The sequence below is a fragment of the Arthrobacter sp. P4_F10 genome (assembly GCF_056401435.1).
Window position 1 is genome coordinate 41,770 of sequence record NZ_JBFUJJ010000008.1, and the last position, 17,649, is coordinate 59,418.

Below are 17,649 nucleotides of genomic sequence, written 5' to 3' on the forward strand. Positions count from 1 at the left end.
TGGCCACGTGGCTACTTATCTGACTCCCGCGCTCGCCTGGCAACGTCTCCGTGAAGGCAACAAGCGTTTTGTCGCCGGCACGTCATCACACCCCAACCAGGACGCGTCGCGGCGCTCGTCGCTGGTAGAAAACCAGCACCCCTTCGCCGTCATCTTCGGCTGCGCCGACTCCAGGCTCGCCGCCGAAATCATCTTCGACCTGGGCCTCGGGGACGCATTTGTCGTCCGCACCGCCGGCCAGGTGATCGACGATGCCGTGCTCGGCTCGCTGGAATACAGCGTCAGCGAACTGGACGTCCCGCTGATCGTCGTCCTGGGCCACGACAACTGCGGTGCCGTCACCGTGACCAAGGCGGCCGTTGAAACAGGTCAGATGCCGGTCGGATTCATGCGCAGCCTGGTGGAGCGGATCACCCCGTCCGTACTGACCTCGCTGCGTAACAATCAGACCGACATCAACGACATGGTGGTCGAAAACGTCAAGCAGACCTCGCAGAGGCTCGTGGACAGTTCCCGGGTGATTTCGGGCGCCATCGACAGCGGCCGCACTGCCGTGATCGGTCTCGCATACAGCCTTAATGACGGCAGGGCCGACCTCGTCTCCAGCATCGGCCGGCTATAAACCCCGGCGCCCGGCCCTTGCAGGCCGTTCACGGTTTTCGATGGGACTCCCACTCCCAATAAGCTAGCCCCATGACTTCCACAGATGAGTTGAACACCGAAGAGTTCCGCATTGAACACGACACGATGGGCGAAGTCCGCGTTCCCGTGAACGCCCTGTACCGCGCACAGACGCAGCGTGCAGTCGAGAACTTCCCGATCTCGGGCAAGACCCTGGAGCGCGCCCACATCGAAGCCCTGGCCCGGGTGAAGAAGGCTGCCGCCCAGGCGAACGCCGAACTGGGGGTGCTCGACGGCGAGCTCGCCCAGGCGATCGCCGACGCCGCCGACCAGGTCGCGGCGGGCAAGTACGACGGCGACTTCCCGATTGACGTCTTCCAGACCGGGTCCGGCACGTCCTCGAACATGAACACCAACGAGGTCATCGCCGAGCTCGCCTCGCGGGCCCTCAAGTCCGCCGGCAGTGACAAAGTTGTCCACCCGAACGACCACGTCAACGCTTCACAGTCCTCCAACGACGTCTTCCCGACCTCCGTGCACGTTGCCGCCACGTCCGCGCTGATCAATGACCTGATCCCGGCCCTCGGCTACCTGGCCGGGTCGCTGGAGCGCAAGGCTGCCGAATTCAAGGACGTCGTGAAGTCCGGCCGCACGCACCTCATGGACGCCACCCCCGTCACCCTGGGCCAGGAATTTGGCGGCTACGCCGCCCAGGTCCGCTACGGCATCGAGCGCATCAATGCCTCCCTCCCCCGCGTCGCCGAGGTCCCGCTTGGCGGAACCGCTGTGGGCACCGGCATCAACACGCCGGCCGGCTTCCCCGAGCGCGTGATCGAACTGCTGGCGGCCGACACCGGGCTGCCCCTGACCGAGGCCCGCGACCACTTCGAGGCCCAGGCCAACCGGGACGGGCTCATCGAAGCCTCCAGCCAGCTGCGCAATATTGCGATCTCCTTCATGAAGATCAACAACGACCTGCGCTGGATGGGCTCCGGCCCCAACACCGGCCTCGGCGAAATCGCGATCCCGGACCTGCAGCCCGGCTCCTCGATCATGCCCGGCAAGGTCAACCCGGTCATCTGCGAAGCTTCCATCATGGTTTGCGCCCAGGTGATCGGCAACGACACCGCCATCGCGTGGTCCGGCACCAACGGCGCATTCGAACTCAACGTCGGCATCCCGGTCATGGCCGCCAACCTCCTTGAATCCGTGCGCCTGCTGGCCAACACCAGCCGCGTCATGGCCGACAAGATGATCGACGGCATCACCGCCAACGTGGAGCGCGCCCGCTTCCTCGCGGAGGCCTCGCCGTCGATCGTGACCCCGCTGAACAAGTTCATCGGTTACGAGAACGCCGCGAAGATCGCCAAGAAGGCCGTGGCCGAGGGCCTGACCATCCGCGAAACCGTCGTCTCCATGGGCTTCCTCGAGCGCGGCGAACTGACCGAGGAGCAGCTGGACACGGCCCTGGACGTCATGTCCATGACGCGCCCGCCGCACAAGGCGTAGCGGCTCCGGGCGGCGACGCCCCCCCTGTTGGGACCATCCGCGGCCGGCACCTTTCCTGGAAGGGTGCCGGCCGCCGGCATGTCTGCACCCTGGAATCGGGGCGGTTCCCCGCTCGTGCCCGTCCGTCGGCAACGGCCATCTTTTGCACTATTAGGTAATAAGTGCAAAAATACACTCTATGGAAAACAGTGCAACTAACACGGGGGGCCTCCGCGAGCGCAAGCGGGCCGCAACACGGGCGAGCATCACCGCCGTCGCGCGTTCCCTGACCGCCGAACGCGGCCTCAGCGGCTACACCGTGGAGGAAGTCTGCGAGCGGGCGGGCATCTCCCGCCGGACCTTCTTCAACTACTTCCCCGCCAAGGAAGACGCGATCCTCGGCCACGTCGATGACGATTTTCCGGAAGGGGTGGTGGCACGGTTCATGGCAGGCGGCGCAGGATCGCCTCCCGGCGAAATATCGGCCTCACTCCTCGACGACCTCGTGCGGCTGTCCCTCGATCTGTCCGAACGGATGAGCGGTTCCGAGGAAGAGACCCGCCAGCTGATCGGCGTGATCAAGAAGGAGCCGCAGCTGATGCTCCGGATCATCGGCGCCACCGAGGAACGCGAGGCAGAGTTCGCCCGGCTGCTCGCGGCCAGGGAAGGCGTCGCTGCCGACCATCCCGTGGTCCGCATGGCCGTTGTCCTCCTGGGCAACGTTGCCCGGAAAACCAGCGCCGACTACTTCTCCGAAGGCAACACCCGCCCGTACAGGGCCATGTTGCTGGAAAACATTGCCGCCGCCCGCACACTCTTCTCCCTGCCGTTCACCATGTCCCCATCCGATACCTCCGGCTCCGGGACCGCTTACTCCGACACTGCCCAGTTCAACCCTTCCGAAGGAGCGCAATGAGCGCCGCCGTCAGCACCAAACCAGCAGCCGAGCCGCTGCTGCTGACCCAGAAACGCATCTGGATCATCTTCTCCGCCCTCATCGCGGGCATGCTGCTCTCCAGCCTTGACCAGACCATCGTGTCCACCGCCATGCCCACGATCGTCGGCAAGCTCGGCGGCGTGGAACACCAGGCCTGGATCACCACGGCCTACCTGCTGGCCACCACCATCGTCATGCCGATCTACGGAAAGTTCGGCGATATCCTGGGGCGCCGGAACCTGTTCCTCGTCGCCATCGGACTCTTCACGCTCGCCTCCGTCGGCTGCGCCCTCGCCACGGACTTCTGGGGCTTCGTGATCTTCCGTGCCGTCCAGGGTCTCGGCGGCGGCGGCCTGATGATTCTGTCCCAGGCCATCATCGCCGACATCGTTCCGGCCAAGGAGCGCGGCAAGTACATGGGCCCGCTGGGTGCCATCTTCGGCCTCTCCGCCGTCGCCGGGCCCCTGCTGGGCGGTTTCTTCGTGGACCACCTGACCTGGGAATGGGCCTTCTACATCAACATCCCGATCGGCATCGCCGCGTTCACCATTGCCTGGTTCACCCTGACGCTGCCCAACAAGAAGGCCGAGAAACGGATCGACATCCTGGGCGTGCTGCTGCTCTCCGCGGCCACCACGTGCCTGATTTTCTTCACCGACTTCGGCGGCAAAAAAGACGAGGGCTGGGATTCGCCGCTGACGTGGGCCTTCGGCGCCGGGCTGGTGCTCGCCGCAACCGCCTTCGTCCTGGTGGAACGCCGGGCCGAGGACCCCATCATTCCGTTGAGCCTGTTCAAGAACCGCATCTTCGTGAACTCCACCGCCATCGGCTTCACCCTGGGCCTGGGCATGTTCGCGGCGATCGCCTTCGTCCCGACCTTCCTGCAGATGTCCTCCGGGACCTCCGCCGCCGAATCCGGCCTGCTGATGCTGCCCATGATGGTAGGGCTCATGGGCATGGCCATCTTCTCCGGCATCCGCATCTCCAAGACCGGCAAGTACAAGCTGTTCCCGGTCCTCGGTGCCACCCTGACCATCGCGGCAATGCTGTGGTTGACCACGCTCACGGCTGCCACCCCCATCTGGGTCATCTGCGTGCAGCTGTTCATCTTCGGCGCCGGCCTGGGCTCGATCATGCAGGTGATTGTCCTCGTGGTGCAGAACTCCGTGCCTGCAGACCAGATCGGCACGGCAACGAGCACCAACAACTACTTCCGTGAGGTCGGCGCATCCCTCGGCGTCGCAGTGTTCGGCTCCATCTTCACCACCCGGCTCTCCGAGTCCCTGACGAACGCCTTCACCGGCGCGGGGGCGTCCGCTGAGCAGGCGTCGCAGTCCACCCGGACGATGGACCCGCAGATGCTCAGCCAACTCCCGGCGCAGCTCAAGGATGCGATCGTCAACGCCTACGCGGACTCGCTGGCCCCGGTCTTCTGGTACCTGCTGCCGTTCCTGGGCATCGCCCTGATCCTGGCCCTGACCCTCAAGCAGATCCCGCTCTCGGACACCGCCGGCATGGTGGCGCGCGGAGAAGCAGTCGGCGGCGAGGAAGCCGAGCGGCTCGAGGCGGAACGGGCGGCAGCCCGCCACGGCACCGAAAGCTCGGAGGACCCGAACCGCGACGAGCCGGAAGGGCCCGCCGCGCACAGCAACGCCTACGAGTTCACCAGCCTGCGCGGCTGACGGTCCGGTTTCGGCCCGCCCGCCGGCGCCCGCCAGCGGGTACCGGCCAGCGCCAGCCAGGGGCGCCGCAATCTTTGGGGGTTGCGGCGCCCCTGCTGCGTGCCGGGCCGGTCAGGGCCGGCAGCCCGGCGTGGGGTCAGCGGCGGTAGTGGACGTCGCCGGCGGGGTCGGCGGCCCGCCGGATCATCTCCAGATGCCCGGGCATGAGCTCCGGGAAGTCCTCCGGATGGAACCATCCGACGTCGAGGGATTCGTCGTCGTTGACCCTGGCCTCTCCCGAGACTAAACGGCAGCGGAACACCAGGGTCAGGAACTGGCACACGTCGCCGTTGGGATAGCGGACCGGACCCACAGAATCCACCGACACCAGCCGTTGCACCGCGGCCACCACGCCGGTCTCTTCGAGGATCTCCCGCAGCAGGCCCGGCGCGGGGTCCTCGCCCGGTTCCAGGATCCCGGTGATCAGGCCCCATTGCCGGTTATCGGCGCGCTGGCCGAGCAGGACCCGGCCGGCGTCGTCGAACACCACTGCCCTGACGCCGGGCAGCCAGAGGGCCTCGTGTCCGATCTTCTCGCGCAGTTTCAGGATGAAATCCGGGGTGGCCATGCCGTGTCGGCCTAACTGGCCGGAATCAGCAGCATGGCGGCCGCCGTGCCGGCCAGCATGAACGGCCCGAAGGGAATGGCCGACTGCAAATTGCCGCGCCGCGCCGCGAGTATTCCGAGGCTCCACAGCCCGCCGAGGACGAACGCGGCAAAGGTCCCGGCCATGACGTGCCCCCAGCCCAGGAATCCCAGGTACATTCCCAGGACGCCTGCGAGCTTCACGTCGCCGAATCCCATTCCCGGCGGATACACCGCGTGCAGGAGGAAGTAGAAGAGCCAGAGGGCCGCCCCGCCGGCGAGGACACGCAGCCCCGGCACACCGAACACTCCGGCGTCCGCCGTGCCGGCAACGTCCTGGCCGCCGGGAAGCAGCTGGCTGGCGGCCGCGCCCAGCAGGAGGACTCCGGCGATCGCATAGGACGGAAACACAATCCTGTCCGGGAGCAGGTGGTGCCGGACGTCGATGACGGTGAGCCGGATGGCCATCACAAAGAAATAGGCGCACGCGGCCAGGGCAAGCCAGAAGGCCAGCGGGTTGGCGGCGCCCAGGGTGCCGAGTCGTTCGATCACTCTCGGATGCTACTGGATATTCGTCCGGCCTGGCGGTCCCCGCGCGTAAACTGTGGATATGGCCGCATGGGACAGCAGGAACGGGCGCGGGCCGCTCGCGCCCCGCGGCCCGGCGAATCCGGCTGCGGCCTTCCGGCACCTGTGCCGGTCCTCGCCCTGGAAGTGGCAGTCACTGAGGTTCGAGTACCTGGACCGGCCGCTCACGAGTTCCGCAAGCTCCCCTGCGGCCGTGCCCGACGGCCTCATCAGGGCGTGGCTGCGCAGGCCCGGCGCCTTGCGGCTGGAGACCGCCGACGGGCTGGTGATCGCCAGCACCACCGGCATCAACGATTCACGCGGCGGCTTCTATGTCAGTTCCACGAGGAAGACCTGGCTCCTGCCGCCGCATCTGGTCACCCCGGTGTACGACGACGACGGCCTGGTGCGCCGCCGCCCGGAGGCAGCCTACGGCGAGCCGTCCTTCGGGAACGGCCGGTTCGCCGCAGCCCTGGACCCGGTGGAGCTCGCAGGCAACTCCCCTGTCCCGCTGGAGTTCCCCAACGCCAACGCCGTGGAGCTTGGCCCCATCACGGAGGTTGACCACGAGGGCCGGCCCGCCCTGGAAACCACGGTCAGCCCGAACCCCTCGTACCGCCCAGCCGATCCCGCTGCCCCGCTCTGCCGGCCCGGACGCACGCTGCTGAGGATCGACGCCGGCACGGGCGTCTGCGTTGCGAGCCGCTGGCTGGACGAGCCGGGAGCCGGCGACGGGCCGGCCGGCTACGGCCACTGGCTCAGGATCCTGGGCGTGGACGAATACATGCTCGATGACCTGTTCCTCGCCGAATCGATGAACCTCACCGACGTCCGTCGCCACATCAGCTGGGACGTTCCCGCGGAATAGCCGGCCTGTGACTGGCATCCGGCCGCCGGCACCGTTAGGCTTCCTGCGATGACTGGACCTGCCGACTACTGGCCCCCTTTCGGCCTGACCCTGACCACGCCGCACCTGGAGCTGCGCCCCATCCGCGACGAGGAAATTCCGGCCGCGGTCGAGGCCGCCCTGAGCGGCGTTCACGAGCCGGGCCGGAACCCGTTCAGCAACCCCTGGACCGAAGCCCCGCCCAACGAGCTCGGAACCAACATGGCGCAGTGGTACTGGCGGTGCCGCGGCAGCATGAGCCCGCGGGATTGGACCCTGCTGCTCGGCATCTGGCGCGACGGCGAGTTCATTGGCTGCCAGGACATCGCGGCCAAGGACTTCGCCACGCGGAAGACGGTCACCACGGGCTCCTGGCTCCGCCAGAGCGCCCAAGGCCGCGGCCTCGGCAAGGAGATGCGGGCCGCCGTCGCCCTCTATGCCTTCGACTGGCTCGGCGCAGAAGTGGCGGAATCCGAGGCCGCCGCCTGGAACCAGCAGTCCCTGGGCGTCTCACGTACCCTCGGCTACGAGCTCAACGGCGTCACCCGCGCCGTGTGGGGCGGCAAGGCCCAGGAGGTCCAAAACGTCCGCCTCACCCCCGCCACCTTCAAACGCCCGGACTGGCAGCTGCAGGTACAGGGCCACGACGCCACAGCGAAGTACCTGGGCATCAAGAAATAGCCCAATCGGGCCCGCGGCGACCCGCCGTCGCTTAGACACCTCCCGTCGCTGTGTTGCCGTGGTTGGGTTTGCCGGGCCCGCGGCAACCCGCCGTCGCTTAGACACCTCCCGTCGCTACGCTGCGGTCGCTGGGCGACCTTCGCTTCGCTTTGGTCGGCGATGCGCTCCTTAGCGGGACACCGCAGCCCCGCTAAGGTCACCCTCGCGAGAAGGCAGCCAGCCAACAGCGAAAGAAGTGCCGGGACGCGGTCTTTCGTAGAGGAGCGCATCGCGGCGCATCGGGCCCCGGAGGTCGCCCAGCGACCGCAGCGGGTCCCATGCGACGTGTCTAAGCGACGGCGAAAGGCCGTGGCCCGGCAGCCAACCCCGGCAACCCAACAACGGCGAAGGGCCGTGGCCCGGCAAAACCGGACCACGGCCCCAAACCGGAACGGGCTTAGATCTCTGCCCCCTCCAGCAGCTCCGTCACCAGTGCCGCGATCGGCGAACGCTCCGAGCGGGTGAGCGTGATGTGGCCGAACAGCGGGTGCCCTTTCAGCGTCTCGACGACGGCCGCCACGCCGTCGTGCCGTCCGACCCGCAGGTTGTCCCGCTGGGCGACGTCGTGCGTGAGGACAATCTTCGAGTTCTGCCCGATCCGGCTCATCACCGTCAGCAGCACATTCTTCTCCAGCGACTGCGCCTCGTCGACGATCACGAACGCGTCGTGCAGCGAGCGTCCGCGGATGTGGGTCAGCGGCATGACCTCAAGCATGCCCCGGTCCATCACTTCCTCCACGACCTCCTGGCTGACCAGCGCGCCCAGGGTGTCAAAGACGGCCTGCGCCCAGGGGTTCATCTTTTCCGCTTCGGATCCGGGCAGGTAGCCCAGCTCCTGGCCGCCCACCGCGTACAGGGGCCGGAAGACGATCACCTTGCGGTGTTCCCGGCGCTCCAGGACGGCTTCGAGCCCGGCGCACAGGGCCAGCGCGGACTTGCCCGTGCCGGCGCGGCCGCCGAGGGACACGATGCCGACCGACGGGTCCATCAGGAGGTCGATCGCCAGCCGCTGCTCGGCCGAGCGGCCGTGGAGCCCGAAGACGTCGCGGTCGCCCTTGACGAGCCGGACCTGCTTGTCCGCCCCTACCCGCCCGAGGGCCGAGCCGCGGCTGGAAAGCAGGACCAGCCCGGTGTTGGTCGGCATCTCGGCCGCGGCCGGGATGAAAACCGGCTCGTGCCCGTAGAGGGTCGCAACCTCGTCCTCACCCGCGTCCAGCTCCGCGACGCCGGTCCAGCCGGAGTCCTTGACGAGTTCATTGCGGTATTCGTCGGCCAGCAGCCCCATCGCGGAGGCCTTGACGCGCATCGGCAGGTCCTTGGACACCACCGTCACGTCGCGGCCCTCGTTGGCCAGGTTCTTGGCCACCGCGAGGATGCGGCTGTCATTATCCACCCCGCGGAAGCCGGCGGGCAGCACCTCGGCGGAGATGTGGTTCAGCTCCACCATGAGCGTGCCGCCGTCGGGGCCAAGCGGGATGGGACGGTCCAGGCCGCCGTGCTCGAGCCGCAGGTCATCGAGCAGCCGGAGCGCCTTGCGCGCGAAGTAACCCAGCTCCGGGTCGTGGCGCTTTCCTTCGAGCTCGGTGATGACGACAATCGGCAGGATGACCTCATGCTCGGCGAAGCGCAGGAGGGCCCGCGGATCGGAGAGCAGCACGGAGGTGTCGATCACGAAACTGCGGGCCGTGCCCCGGCTCCCTGTTCCTTCCCCGGAAACAGCAAGACCGGCCGCAGCGGAATCTGCTGCACCGGTCTTTGAGGTGGCTCGCTTGGCGCGAGAGGTAGCTTTCTGTCCCTGATCGGAAATGACGTCGGGCAGTTGCTCAGAAATAGCCACATCGACTCCAGCCCCGGGGCAATGCCCGGAATTGTTATTGGTGAGGCGGCTCGGCCTGGAGGCCGGACGCGGCCTCCCATACACCCGGTGCGAAAATCCGCTCCATGTACTGGCCTCCCCGATCGGCCGGCGAATTGCCCGCCGATGGGATTAACGTACGTCTCCGGGAGTGGTTTTGTCCGATTATTTTCCGGCGATTCTTGTTGCTTTCTTGTGAACTCCGCGTGAACGGCTCAGGCGCCGAAGCGGCGCTGCCTGCCGGCGTAATCGCGCAGGGCGCGCAGGAAATCAACCTTGCGGAACGCCGGCCACAAGGCCTCGCAGAAGTAGAACTCACTGTACGCGCTTTGCCACATGAGGAACCCGGACAGCCGCTGTTCCCCGGAGGTCCGGATCACCAGCTCAGGATCCGGCTGGCCCCGAGTGTAGAGGAAGCGGGAGATGTCATCCACGGTGAGATCGTCGGCCAGTTTTCCGATGTCCGCACCCCGGGCGACGGCGTCGTGCAGCAGTTCCCGGACGGCGTCGACAATCTCCCGCCGTCCGCCGTAGCCGACGGCGACATTGACGTGCAGCCTTTCGTGCGCGGGCGTGCGCGCCGTGAGCTTGTTCAACCGCTCGGCGAGATAGTCCGGCAGCAGTTCGGGGGCGCCCATGGCGTGCACCGAAATGTTGGCGTCCTCGTCCAGCCGGTCCAGGGTGTTGGCGATGATACCCATCAGGAGGTCGAGTTCCTCGCCGGAGCGGTTCATGTTGTCCGTGGAGAGCATGTACAAGGTGACCACCTTGATGCCCAACTCCTGGCACCAGCCGAGGAATTCGTGGATCTTGTCCGCGCCGGCCTGGTGTCCCTGGCTTGTGGGGGCGTTGAACTGGCGGGCCCAGCGCCGGTTCCCGTCGACCATGACGCCGACGTGGCGGGGGATCCGCTCCGGGTCGAGGGAGCGCTGCAGTTTGCGCTCGTAAAAGCCGTAGAGGAGCCCGGGCATTTCCATCCGGAGGTTCACCTGGCTTCCTTGAGGTACTTGTTCAGTGCACATCCTAGGCTACCTGCCGGCGGGCCTTGCCGGGTGCAGGTCCGCCACCAGGCAGCCCCGGAGTGTTTGTTACTCGCCGGTAACTTACTAGGGCGTAGGTTATTATTGCGGCATGGAAAGCAACAGTCTTGAGCCCCGGCCGGAGCCTCCGCCGAAACGGGGAACCCCGGTGGACGACGCCGCGGTGAGACTTGCCGAACTGCTGATGATCAAGCCCAAATGGCGAGGCTGGATCCACACCGTGACCGCTCCGCTGGCGCTGGCCGCCGGGCTGGTGCTGGTGATCCTGGCGCCGCCGGACCTGAAGGTCGCCTGCGCCGTCTATGCCGTCACCGGGGTCCTGCTGTTCGGCGTCAGCGCCGTCTATCACCGCGGGAACTGGTCACCGCGCGTGAAGATCGTCCTGAAGCGGCTGGACCACACGAACATCATGCTGGTGATCGCCGGAAGCTACACGCCGCTCGCCTGGGCCCTGCTGGACCGGCAGAAGGCCGAAGTGCTGTTGTGGGTCATCTGGTCCGGTGCCATCCTCGGCGTGCTGTTCCGCCTGCTGTGGACCGACGCCCCGCGGTGGCTCTACGTGCCGATCTACATCGCGCTGGGCTGCGGGTCGCTGTTCTATCTTCCGGACTTCTTCGCCGCCAATGTTGCCTCGGCGGTGCTGATCTGCGTCGGCGGCGTCCTGTACATCACCGGGGCTGTCTTCTATGCGCTGAAGAAACCAAACTTCAGTTACGAGCACTTCGGCTTCCACGAACTCTTCCATGCCCTGACGGTCTTTGCCTTCGCCGCGCACTACATCGCCATTGCCATCGCGGTCCTGGGCTGACTCCGCCGGGCCTTGGGCTCAGGACTGCCACTGGCTCTCGGCACCCCGCGGATTCTCCCCACCTTTGAGGCAGGGACGCCGCGGCTCACCGGCGGTTCGGCCCGACACGCCGGGCGCCGACTTCAAAGGTGGGGAATTTCAGCGTCGAGGGCCGGCTCAGCCGTGCCGCCCTGCCGCGATGAGCTCGGGGAGACGCCGCATGTCTGAAAAGACGGTGGTCCCGGGACCGGCCAGGCGCGCGGCCGGCGTGACACCCCCGGCGTACGCGAAAACGTGCATTCCGGCCGCCCGGGCGGCCTGGACGCCGTAGGCACTGTCCTCGACGACGGCGCAGCGTCCGGGCGCGGTGTTGAGGCTTGCGGCGGCGTGGAGGAACAGGTCCGGGGCCGGTTTGCCGTTGGCGACCTCCGTGGCGCTGTAAATGCGGCCCTGGAAGCGGGGCAGCAGCCCGGTCTTGCCAAGGGTCCGGTGCATCTTGTCGTGGCTGCCGCTGGAGGCCACACAATGCGGCAGGGACAGCCGGTCCAGTGCCTCCTCGATGCCGTCGACCGCTTCGAGGTCGCGCTCAAACGCCTCCTGGTACCAGCGCCCGTAGTCCTGGTCCCAGCCGTCGGCCAGCCGGACACCGAGCTGTTGTTCAACCGCGGCGACAAAGTGCGCCTCGGACTTTCCGACGAACCGTTCCACGATTTCCTCGAGTTCCAGGTCCCAGCCAAGATCTGCCAGCACGCGCTGGTCCACCCGGATGGCGATCACCTCGGAATCAACCAGCACCCCGTCGCAATCGAACACCACCAGCTCAAAACCGTCCGGACCAGTCATGAGGACATCCTAGCCAGCCGCTCGCGCATCTCTTCGACCGAACCCGTCGGTAGGTCACAGACCATGCCACGGCACAGGAACACCTGTGGGCCACCGTCCGGACCCGCGCCGCGGCCCCGCAGCAGCGGCACTGGCCGGGCGGCGCCGTCGTCCTGGACCGCGATCACCAGCCCGGGGCTGGCCGAGAGCAGCAGCTCCCGGTGCAGCGCGGCCCGATCCGGGATGTCCGGCCCGGCGACGGCGGCCTCGACCGGACCGGCGAGGGCGGCCTGGGCGGTCGCGAGCAGCCAGCCGGCAGCGCGGGGCGCCCGGACCGCGAGCGGAGGCAGCAGCAGGGCGAGGATGTTGGCCGCCAGGGTGCGGTGTTCGGAAGAGCCGGACAGGGCCGAGTGGGTCAGCAGGGCACCGGCCAGTGCGGCGGCGCCGCTGGGGGTGGCACTGTCGAACAGCTCCAGACCGTCCCGGCCGCCCTGGGCGGCCGTGACCTGCACCGACTCCCCGGCCGCGTCCCTCAGGCTGCCGTCGGCTGCGAACCGCCCGCAGGCAGCCTCCAGGATGGCCTCGGCCAGCTCATACCAGCGGGTGTGCCCGGTAACCCCATAGAGCGCGAACAGCCCCTCGGCGCAGAAGGCGTAGTCCTCCAGCAAGCCGCCGATTCCGCGCGCCGCCCCGTCGTGGGAAACGCGCATGAGCCTGCCGGGGCCGTCCGCCGGCCGCCAGTGCACGCGTTCAAGGTAGTCCGCGATCCGTTCCGCGGCGTCCACAAGCTCAGGACGGGCCAGGACGGCACCGGCGTCGGCGAGGGCCGCGACGGCGAGCCCGTTCCAGCCGGCCACCACCTTGTCATCCCGGCCGGGCTGGGGCCGTCCGTTGCGCGCCTGCGCCAGCAGCGGCCCCGCCCGCTGCCATAGCGCGGCGTCCCCGCCGGTTACCGCCCGGCCCGGATGCAGCGGCGAACCGTCGGCGCTCACGCTTCCGGGCGTGCGGACGTTCATGAGGGCCGCCACGGCGGCGCCGTCGGCCGGTCCCAGGAGCGCCTTGAGCTCCTCGGGGGTCCACAGGTAGCTGRCCCCCTCGGCGTGCACGCCGTCGACGACCGTATCGGCGTCCAGGGACGACGCCAGGGCCACGACCCCCGCGTCCGGGTCCGTTGCAGGGCCCGTCGCGGGGCCTGTTGCAGGATCAGGCGTCAGCCCGAGGCGGGCCAGGAGCCAGTCGGCGGTGTGCCCGGCGATCCTTGCGGCCTCGGCCGCCGGGTACTCGGGCGTGCCGCCCAGCCGGACCCAGTGGGCATAGACGCGCAGCAACTGGGCGTTGTCGTAGAGCATCTTCTCGAAATGTGGAACGGACCAGTCGCGGGTCACCGAATAGCGGGCGAAGCCGCCGTCGAGCTGGTCGAACAACGCCGAGCGGGACATGGCCGCAAGGGTCCGCCCGGCCATGTCACGGGCCGCGGCGGCGGTGTCCGGGGCCGCGGCTGTCGAGGGCACCGCGGCGTGCCGGATCAGGAATTCGAGCACGGCCGCGGGCGGGAACTTCGGCGCCCCGCCAAAACCGCCATAGGCCTCGTCCTCGGAGCCGGACAGGGAGGCAACGGCAACGCCCAGGAGCGCGGCGTCCAGGGGCTCGGGCGGCCCGTCAAGGCGCAGGGCGGCGGCCGGTTGGGACGCGGCGATGCCGCGCGCCAGGGTGGCTGCGTTGGCCTCGACGGCGCCGCGGCGTTCCGTCCAGGCCTCGCTCACGGCCTCAAGGACCTGCCGGAAGGACGGACGGCCCGGCATGGGCCGGGGCGGGAAGTAGGTCCCGGCATGGAAGGCCCGGCCATCGGGCAGGAGGAAAACGGACATCGGCCAGCCGCCCTCGCCGCTGATCGCCTGCGTGGCGGCCATGTAGACGGCGTCGACGTCGGGGCGCTCCTCGCGGTCCACCTTGATGGAGACGAAGTGGGCGTTCAGGTAGTCGGCGGTGCCTTGGTCCTCGAAGGATTCATGCGCCATGACGTGGCACCAGTGGCAGGCCGCGTAGCCGATTGAGAGGAACACCGGCACGTCCCGGGCGGTCGCTGCGGCGAAGGCCGCGTCACCGAACGGCTGCCAGTGCACTGGGTTGCCAGCGTGCTGGCGCAGGTACGCAGAGGGTTCCGCCGCCAGGGCATTCGAGGCCCCGGACAGCGGGTTGGGGGAACCGCCGTCAGCGGTTTCCGGGTCCCGCATCGCCGTTGACTTCCGGCCGGGAAACCCCGCCGTCGGCGGGCAACGCCGTGCCGTCAGCGCGGAAGGCGGCGCCGTCGGCAGGGAACACGCCGCCCGGGGCCCCTGCTTCCCCGGATGCTTCCTCGGCGGCCGCCCGCTCGGCCTCCACCTGGGCACGGTAGCGGACCCGGCGGATACGCCGCACCATGTCAACGATCAGCAGCGCGGTCAACACCACGATGAAGGCGGTCAGCAGGAAGCCCAGCAGACCCGGGGTGACCTGGTCCTCGGACAGGCCCGGGCGCAGCGACGGCGTTGGGGTCGGCGCCGGGGTTGTTGCCAGAGCGATGAGCAAGGAGTGCACGGTGAAAACCTTCTGTGGAAACTGGTGTCTTTTCTACGGCGCCTTTTCTACCGCGTCTTTTCTACGCGGGATAGAAGAGCCCTTTCGTCTCTATCTTAGCCCGGCGAAGAGGTCCGTTTCTGTCAGTTCCGCCGGGATCCTGGACTCGATCAGGGAGTAGTCCTCCCACGGCCAGGCCTTGCGCTGCATGGCCGCGGAGACCGCGAAGAAGAATCCTTCCGGGTCCACCTGGGTGCGGTGGGAGCGGAGCGCGTCGTCGCGGGCTTCGAAGAAGTCCCCGCACTCGATCTGGGTGGTGGTGGGGTGCGTCGGCGGCGGCGGGGTGTGCCCTTCCGCGTCCGCTTCCAGCCAGGCGGCCAGCCGCTCCGCATACGGCGACTGCAGGCCGGCCTCTTCCAGCGCAGAGTGGAGGGCGCGGAAGCGGTCCGGGCTGAAGGCACGATCATAGTAGAGCTTGCTGGGCTCCCAGGGTTCCCCGATGCCCGGGTACCGGGCCGGATCACCGGCGGCGGCGAAGGCCTCGACGGCCACCCGGTGCGCCATGATGTGGTCCGGGTGCGGGTAGCCGCCGTTCTCGTCGTAGCTGAGGATCACGTGCGGCTTGAAGTCCCGGACCAGCCGGATCAGCGGCGCGGTCGCCCGCTCCAGCGGCTGCAGGGCGAAGCACCCGGGCGGCAGGGCCGGCAGGGGGTCGCCCTCCGGCAGCCCGGAATCGACGAATCCGAGCCAGCGCTGCCGGATGCCGAGGACCTCCGCGGCGGCGTCCATCTCGAGCCGGCGCGCCCCGGCCATGTCGCGTTTGGGGTGCGGCTGTCCCTCCATCGCGGGGTTCTGGATGTCGCCGCGGGAGCCGTCGGTGCATGTGGCCACCATGACGTCCACACCGGCGGCGGCGTACATCGCCATCGTGGCGGCACCCTTGCTGGATTCGTCGTCGGGATGAGCATGGACCGCCAGCAGGCGAAGCGGTGCTGACGGGCTGGGGGATGCTGTCATCGTGGGACGGCTCCTCTTTCTGCTGTTCTGCTCTGTTGGAGTGCGGCTTGATCTGTGCGGCCAGCCGCCACGGAAAAATCCCGGTCCGATCCACACTAAACTGGACTGGTGACTTCCGAGGATCAGCCTGCCGCGCCGGCACCTACCAGCCTAGCCAATCGATACGGCGGCCAAAAGCGCGCGCTGACCCGCAAGGCCAAACGCAACATCCTGATCGCCGCCCTTGCCGTGGGCGTCGCCTTCCTGGCCTGGGTATCGACCTCGGCCGCCACCGATAGTGTCAGCTTCAAGGATGTCGGCTACAGCACCCCCGACGCCACGCTGACGGAAATCGACTTCCAGGTCACCAAGGACCCCGCTGCGGATGCGAAATGCGCCGTCAAGGCCATGGACTCCAAGTTCGCGATCGTCGGCTGGAAGGTCGTGGACATCGGGCCGAACGCGGCGGACGTCGGCACCGACGGCGGTCGCACCACCGCCCACCGCACCCAATTGCGCACGGAATCCCAGGCGGTCTCCGGTGTCGTGGACAGCTGCTGGATTCCCGACGCCGGGAAGTAGACCGCGGCAAGCGCCGGCCGCACGTAGACTGAAGCCGGCTGAAGCGGCCTGTAACACGGTGTGACCCACGCCGCTGTGCTCTTTGGTTTATCCACAGCATTGACTACAATGGATCAATACCTTTCCCCCGCTGAGCTGGTTACTGCGTCATAAAAGTGGCCACCGTGGCGGGGTCTTTGCTTGTATGACCACCCAAAGGAGAAGTCCGTGTCTACCACCAACAGCGCAACTGCGGCTTGGCTTACCCAGGAAGCTTTTGACCGCCTGAAGGCAGAGCTGGACAACCTTTCCGGCCCCGGCCGGGCAGAAATCGTCCAGAAGATCGAAGCTGCGCGCCAGGAGGGCGACCTCAAGGAGAACGGCGGCTACCACGCTGCCAAAGAGGAGCAGGRCAAGATCGAGGCCCGCATCCGCCAGCTCACGGCCCTTCTCCGGGACGCCCACGTCGGCGAGGCACCGGCCGACGACGGCATCGTCGAGCCCGGCATGATCGTCGTGGCCAAGATCGCAGGCGACGAGGAAACCTTCCTCCTCGGCTCCCGCGAGATCGCCGGCGACTCGGACCTGGATGTCTTCAGCGAGAAGTCCCCCCTCGGCGCGGCCATCGTCGGCCACAAGGAGGGCGACAAGCTCAGCTACACCGCCCCGAACGGCAAGGACATCACGGTGGAGATCATGTCCGCCAAGCCGTACGCCGGCTGACACCGCAACACGTTCCGTCCGTGACGGAACACTTTCACGAAACAGCGACGCCGGTCTCCCCTTCGCGGGGCGGCCGGCGTCGTGTTTTCCGCCTGTTTTGGCGGGTCAGCCTGGCGCGACAGCCTGGCGCGAGGGTGCAGGGTCTCCCCCGGGTTGTCAGCGTCCGGCGGGCAGCGCCCCCGGGCGCCGGGTGCTCAGCAGCAGTGCGGCCGCGACGCCGCCGATCGCGCCGCCCAGGTGGGCCTGCCACGAGATAAAACTGGCCACGGTGGGCAGGACGCCGAACAGGATGCCGCCGTAGGCCATGAACAGCACCACGGACAGCACGATCTGCCACCAGTTCCGGTTGATGAAGCCGCGGACCAGGAGGAACGCGAAGAGTCCGAACACCAGGCCGGAGGCACCGACCGTGATGCTGGCGCCGCCGATGAGCCACACCGCGAGCCCGGACGCCAGCCAGCTGGCGGCCAGGGCGGTGATGAACACCCGCCGCCCGGAGAGGAACACGAGGAACCCGAAGATAATCAGCGGGAGCGTGTTGGACATCAGGTGGGCAAGGCTGGAGTGCAGCAGCGGAAACGTCAGGATGTCCAGGAACCCGTCCAGGCTGCGCGGCCGCAGCCCGAACGTGCGGTTCAGGGAGTGGAACAGCGCGGTGTTGACGATCTCGATCAGGTAGAGCAGCACCACGAAGGAACCGACCACCAGCAGACCCCGGCGGGCCCGTGCCGCGGCATTGTCCCCCACTCCCGGCGGCCGTCCCGGGGACCCGTCTGTCACCATG

At 68.0% G+C, this 17,649-nt stretch carries 18 protein-coding genes; 9 read left to right on the forward strand and 9 right to left on the reverse strand.

Annotated features, from left to right (window positions below; all coding sequences use genetic code 11):
- The first annotated feature begins 7 nt into the window (after nucleotides 1-7).
- The 4 genes from AC1DR1_RS10935 to AC1DR1_RS10950 all read left to right on the forward strand — a co-directional run bounded on the left by AC1DR1_RS10935 (nucleotide 8) and on the right by AC1DR1_RS10950 (nucleotide 4,728).
- Nucleotides 8-622, forward strand: a complete 615-nt coding sequence (locus AC1DR1_RS10935) for a carbonic anhydrase (protein ID WP_229995697.1) — start codon at nucleotides 8-10, stop codon at nucleotides 620-622.
- Between the two features lie 71 nt (nucleotides 623-693).
- Complete coding sequence (locus AC1DR1_RS10940; RefSeq protein ID WP_229995696.1) at nucleotides 694-2,130, forward strand: class II fumarate hydratase; 1,437 nt, start codon at nucleotides 694-696, stop codon at nucleotides 2,128-2,130.
- A 178-nt stretch (nucleotides 2,131-2,308) separates the two neighbouring features.
- Nucleotides 2,309-3,025, forward strand: coding sequence for a TetR/AcrR family transcriptional regulator (locus tag AC1DR1_RS10945; RefSeq protein ID WP_229995695.1), 717 nt, complete (start codon nucleotides 2,309-2,311; stop codon nucleotides 3,023-3,025).
- Nucleotides 3,022-4,728, forward strand: coding sequence for a DHA2 family efflux MFS transporter permease subunit (locus AC1DR1_RS10950; protein WP_476992573.1), 1,707 nt, complete (start codon nucleotides 3,022-3,024; stop codon nucleotides 4,726-4,728). Before AC1DR1_RS10945 ends, AC1DR1_RS10950 begins: the two co-directional genes overlap by 4 nt.
- 136 nt (nucleotides 4,729-4,864) lie before the next feature.
- Here AC1DR1_RS10950 and AC1DR1_RS10955 read toward each other — a convergent pair whose 3' ends face one another.
- Both AC1DR1_RS10955 and AC1DR1_RS10960 read right to left on the reverse strand, forming a co-directional pair.
- Nucleotides 4,865-5,335, reverse strand: coding sequence for an NUDIX hydrolase (locus tag AC1DR1_RS10955; protein ID WP_476992574.1), 471 nt, complete (start codon nucleotides 5,333-5,335; stop codon nucleotides 4,865-4,867).
- Between the two features lie 11 nt (nucleotides 5,336-5,346).
- Nucleotides 5,347-5,904 carry a prepilin peptidase gene (locus tag AC1DR1_RS10960; RefSeq protein ID WP_229995692.1) on the reverse strand — a complete coding sequence of 186 codons (558 nt, stop codon included), beginning with the start codon at nucleotides 5,902-5,904 and terminating at the stop codon, nucleotides 5,347-5,349.
- 58 nt (nucleotides 5,905-5,962) lie between these two features.
- Here AC1DR1_RS10960 and AC1DR1_RS10965 point away from each other — a divergent pair, with 58 nt between their 5' ends.
- Nucleotides 5,963-6,787, forward strand: coding sequence for a hypothetical protein (locus AC1DR1_RS10965; protein ID WP_476992575.1), 825 nt, complete (start codon nucleotides 5,963-5,965; stop codon nucleotides 6,785-6,787).
- 48 nt (nucleotides 6,788-6,835) lie between these two features.
- A complete protein-coding gene (locus tag AC1DR1_RS10970; RefSeq protein ID WP_476992576.1) occupies nucleotides 6,836-7,486 on the forward strand; it encodes a GNAT family N-acetyltransferase in 651 nt (216 codons plus the stop codon).
- Between the two features lie 436 nt (nucleotides 7,487-7,922).
- Here the strand turns inward: AC1DR1_RS10970 and AC1DR1_RS10975 are convergent, their stop codons facing one another.
- Nucleotides 7,923-9,362, reverse strand: a complete 1,440-nt coding sequence (locus AC1DR1_RS10975; protein ID WP_229995689.1) for a PhoH family protein — start codon at nucleotides 9,360-9,362, stop codon at nucleotides 7,923-7,925.
- A 233-nt stretch (nucleotides 9,363-9,595) separates the two neighbouring features.
- Entirely contained in the window at nucleotides 9,596-10,357 is a 762-nt protein-coding gene (locus AC1DR1_RS10980) for an isoprenyl transferase (RefSeq protein WP_229995699.1), read from the reverse strand.
- A gap of 154 nt (nucleotides 10,358-10,511) precedes the next feature.
- Here AC1DR1_RS10980 and trhA point away from each other — a divergent pair, with 154 nt between their 5' ends.
- Nucleotides 10,512-11,228 carry a PAQR family membrane homeostasis protein TrhA gene (gene trhA, locus AC1DR1_RS10985; protein WP_229995688.1) on the forward strand — a complete coding sequence of 239 codons (717 nt, stop codon included), beginning with the start codon at nucleotides 10,512-10,514 and terminating at the stop codon, nucleotides 11,226-11,228.
- Between the two features lie 156 nt (nucleotides 11,229-11,384).
- Here the strand turns inward: trhA and AC1DR1_RS10990 are convergent, their stop codons facing one another.
- The 4 genes from AC1DR1_RS10990 to mca all read right to left on the reverse strand — a co-directional run bounded on the left by AC1DR1_RS10990 (nucleotide 11,385) and on the right by mca (nucleotide 15,602).
- Nucleotides 11,385-12,050, reverse strand: coding sequence for an HAD family hydrolase (locus AC1DR1_RS10990; RefSeq protein WP_229995687.1), 666 nt, complete (start codon nucleotides 12,048-12,050; stop codon nucleotides 11,385-11,387).
- A complete protein-coding gene (locus AC1DR1_RS10995) occupies nucleotides 12,047-14,263 on the reverse strand; it encodes a thioredoxin domain-containing protein (protein WP_476992577.1) in 2,217 nt (738 codons plus the stop codon). The genes AC1DR1_RS10990 and AC1DR1_RS10995 overlap by 4 nt, the downstream gene beginning before the upstream one ends.
- A complete protein-coding gene (locus AC1DR1_RS11000; RefSeq protein ID WP_229995685.1) occupies nucleotides 14,241-14,606 on the reverse strand; it encodes a hypothetical protein in 366 nt (121 codons plus the stop codon). Before AC1DR1_RS11000 ends, AC1DR1_RS10995 begins: the two co-directional genes overlap by 23 nt.
- Before the next feature lie 90 nt (nucleotides 14,607-14,696).
- On the reverse strand, nucleotides 14,697-15,602 hold the full coding sequence (gene mca / locus AC1DR1_RS11005; protein ID WP_476992578.1) for a mycothiol conjugate amidase Mca: 906 nt from the start codon (nucleotides 15,600-15,602) through the stop codon (nucleotides 14,697-14,699).
- A gap of 108 nt (nucleotides 15,603-15,710) precedes the next feature.
- Here mca and AC1DR1_RS11010 point away from each other — a divergent pair, with 108 nt between their 5' ends.
- Entirely contained in the window at nucleotides 15,711-16,163 is a 453-nt protein-coding gene (locus tag AC1DR1_RS11010; RefSeq protein ID WP_229992876.1) for a DUF4307 domain-containing protein, read from the forward strand.
- A gap of 207 nt (nucleotides 16,164-16,370) precedes the next feature.
- Nucleotides 16,371-16,865 carry a transcription elongation factor GreA gene (gene greA, locus AC1DR1_RS11015; protein ID WP_476992579.1) on the forward strand — a complete coding sequence of 165 codons (495 nt, stop codon included), beginning with the start codon at nucleotides 16,371-16,373 and terminating at the stop codon, nucleotides 16,863-16,865.
- A gap of 156 nt (nucleotides 16,866-17,021) precedes the next feature.
- Here greA and AC1DR1_RS11020 read toward each other — a convergent pair whose 3' ends face one another.
- Nucleotides 17,022-17,648: a rhomboid family intramembrane serine protease gene (locus tag AC1DR1_RS11020; protein WP_229992878.1), complete on the reverse strand. Its 627-nt coding sequence runs from the start codon at nucleotides 17,646-17,648 to the stop codon at nucleotides 17,022-17,024.
- Nucleotide 17,649 lies beyond the last annotated feature (1 nt).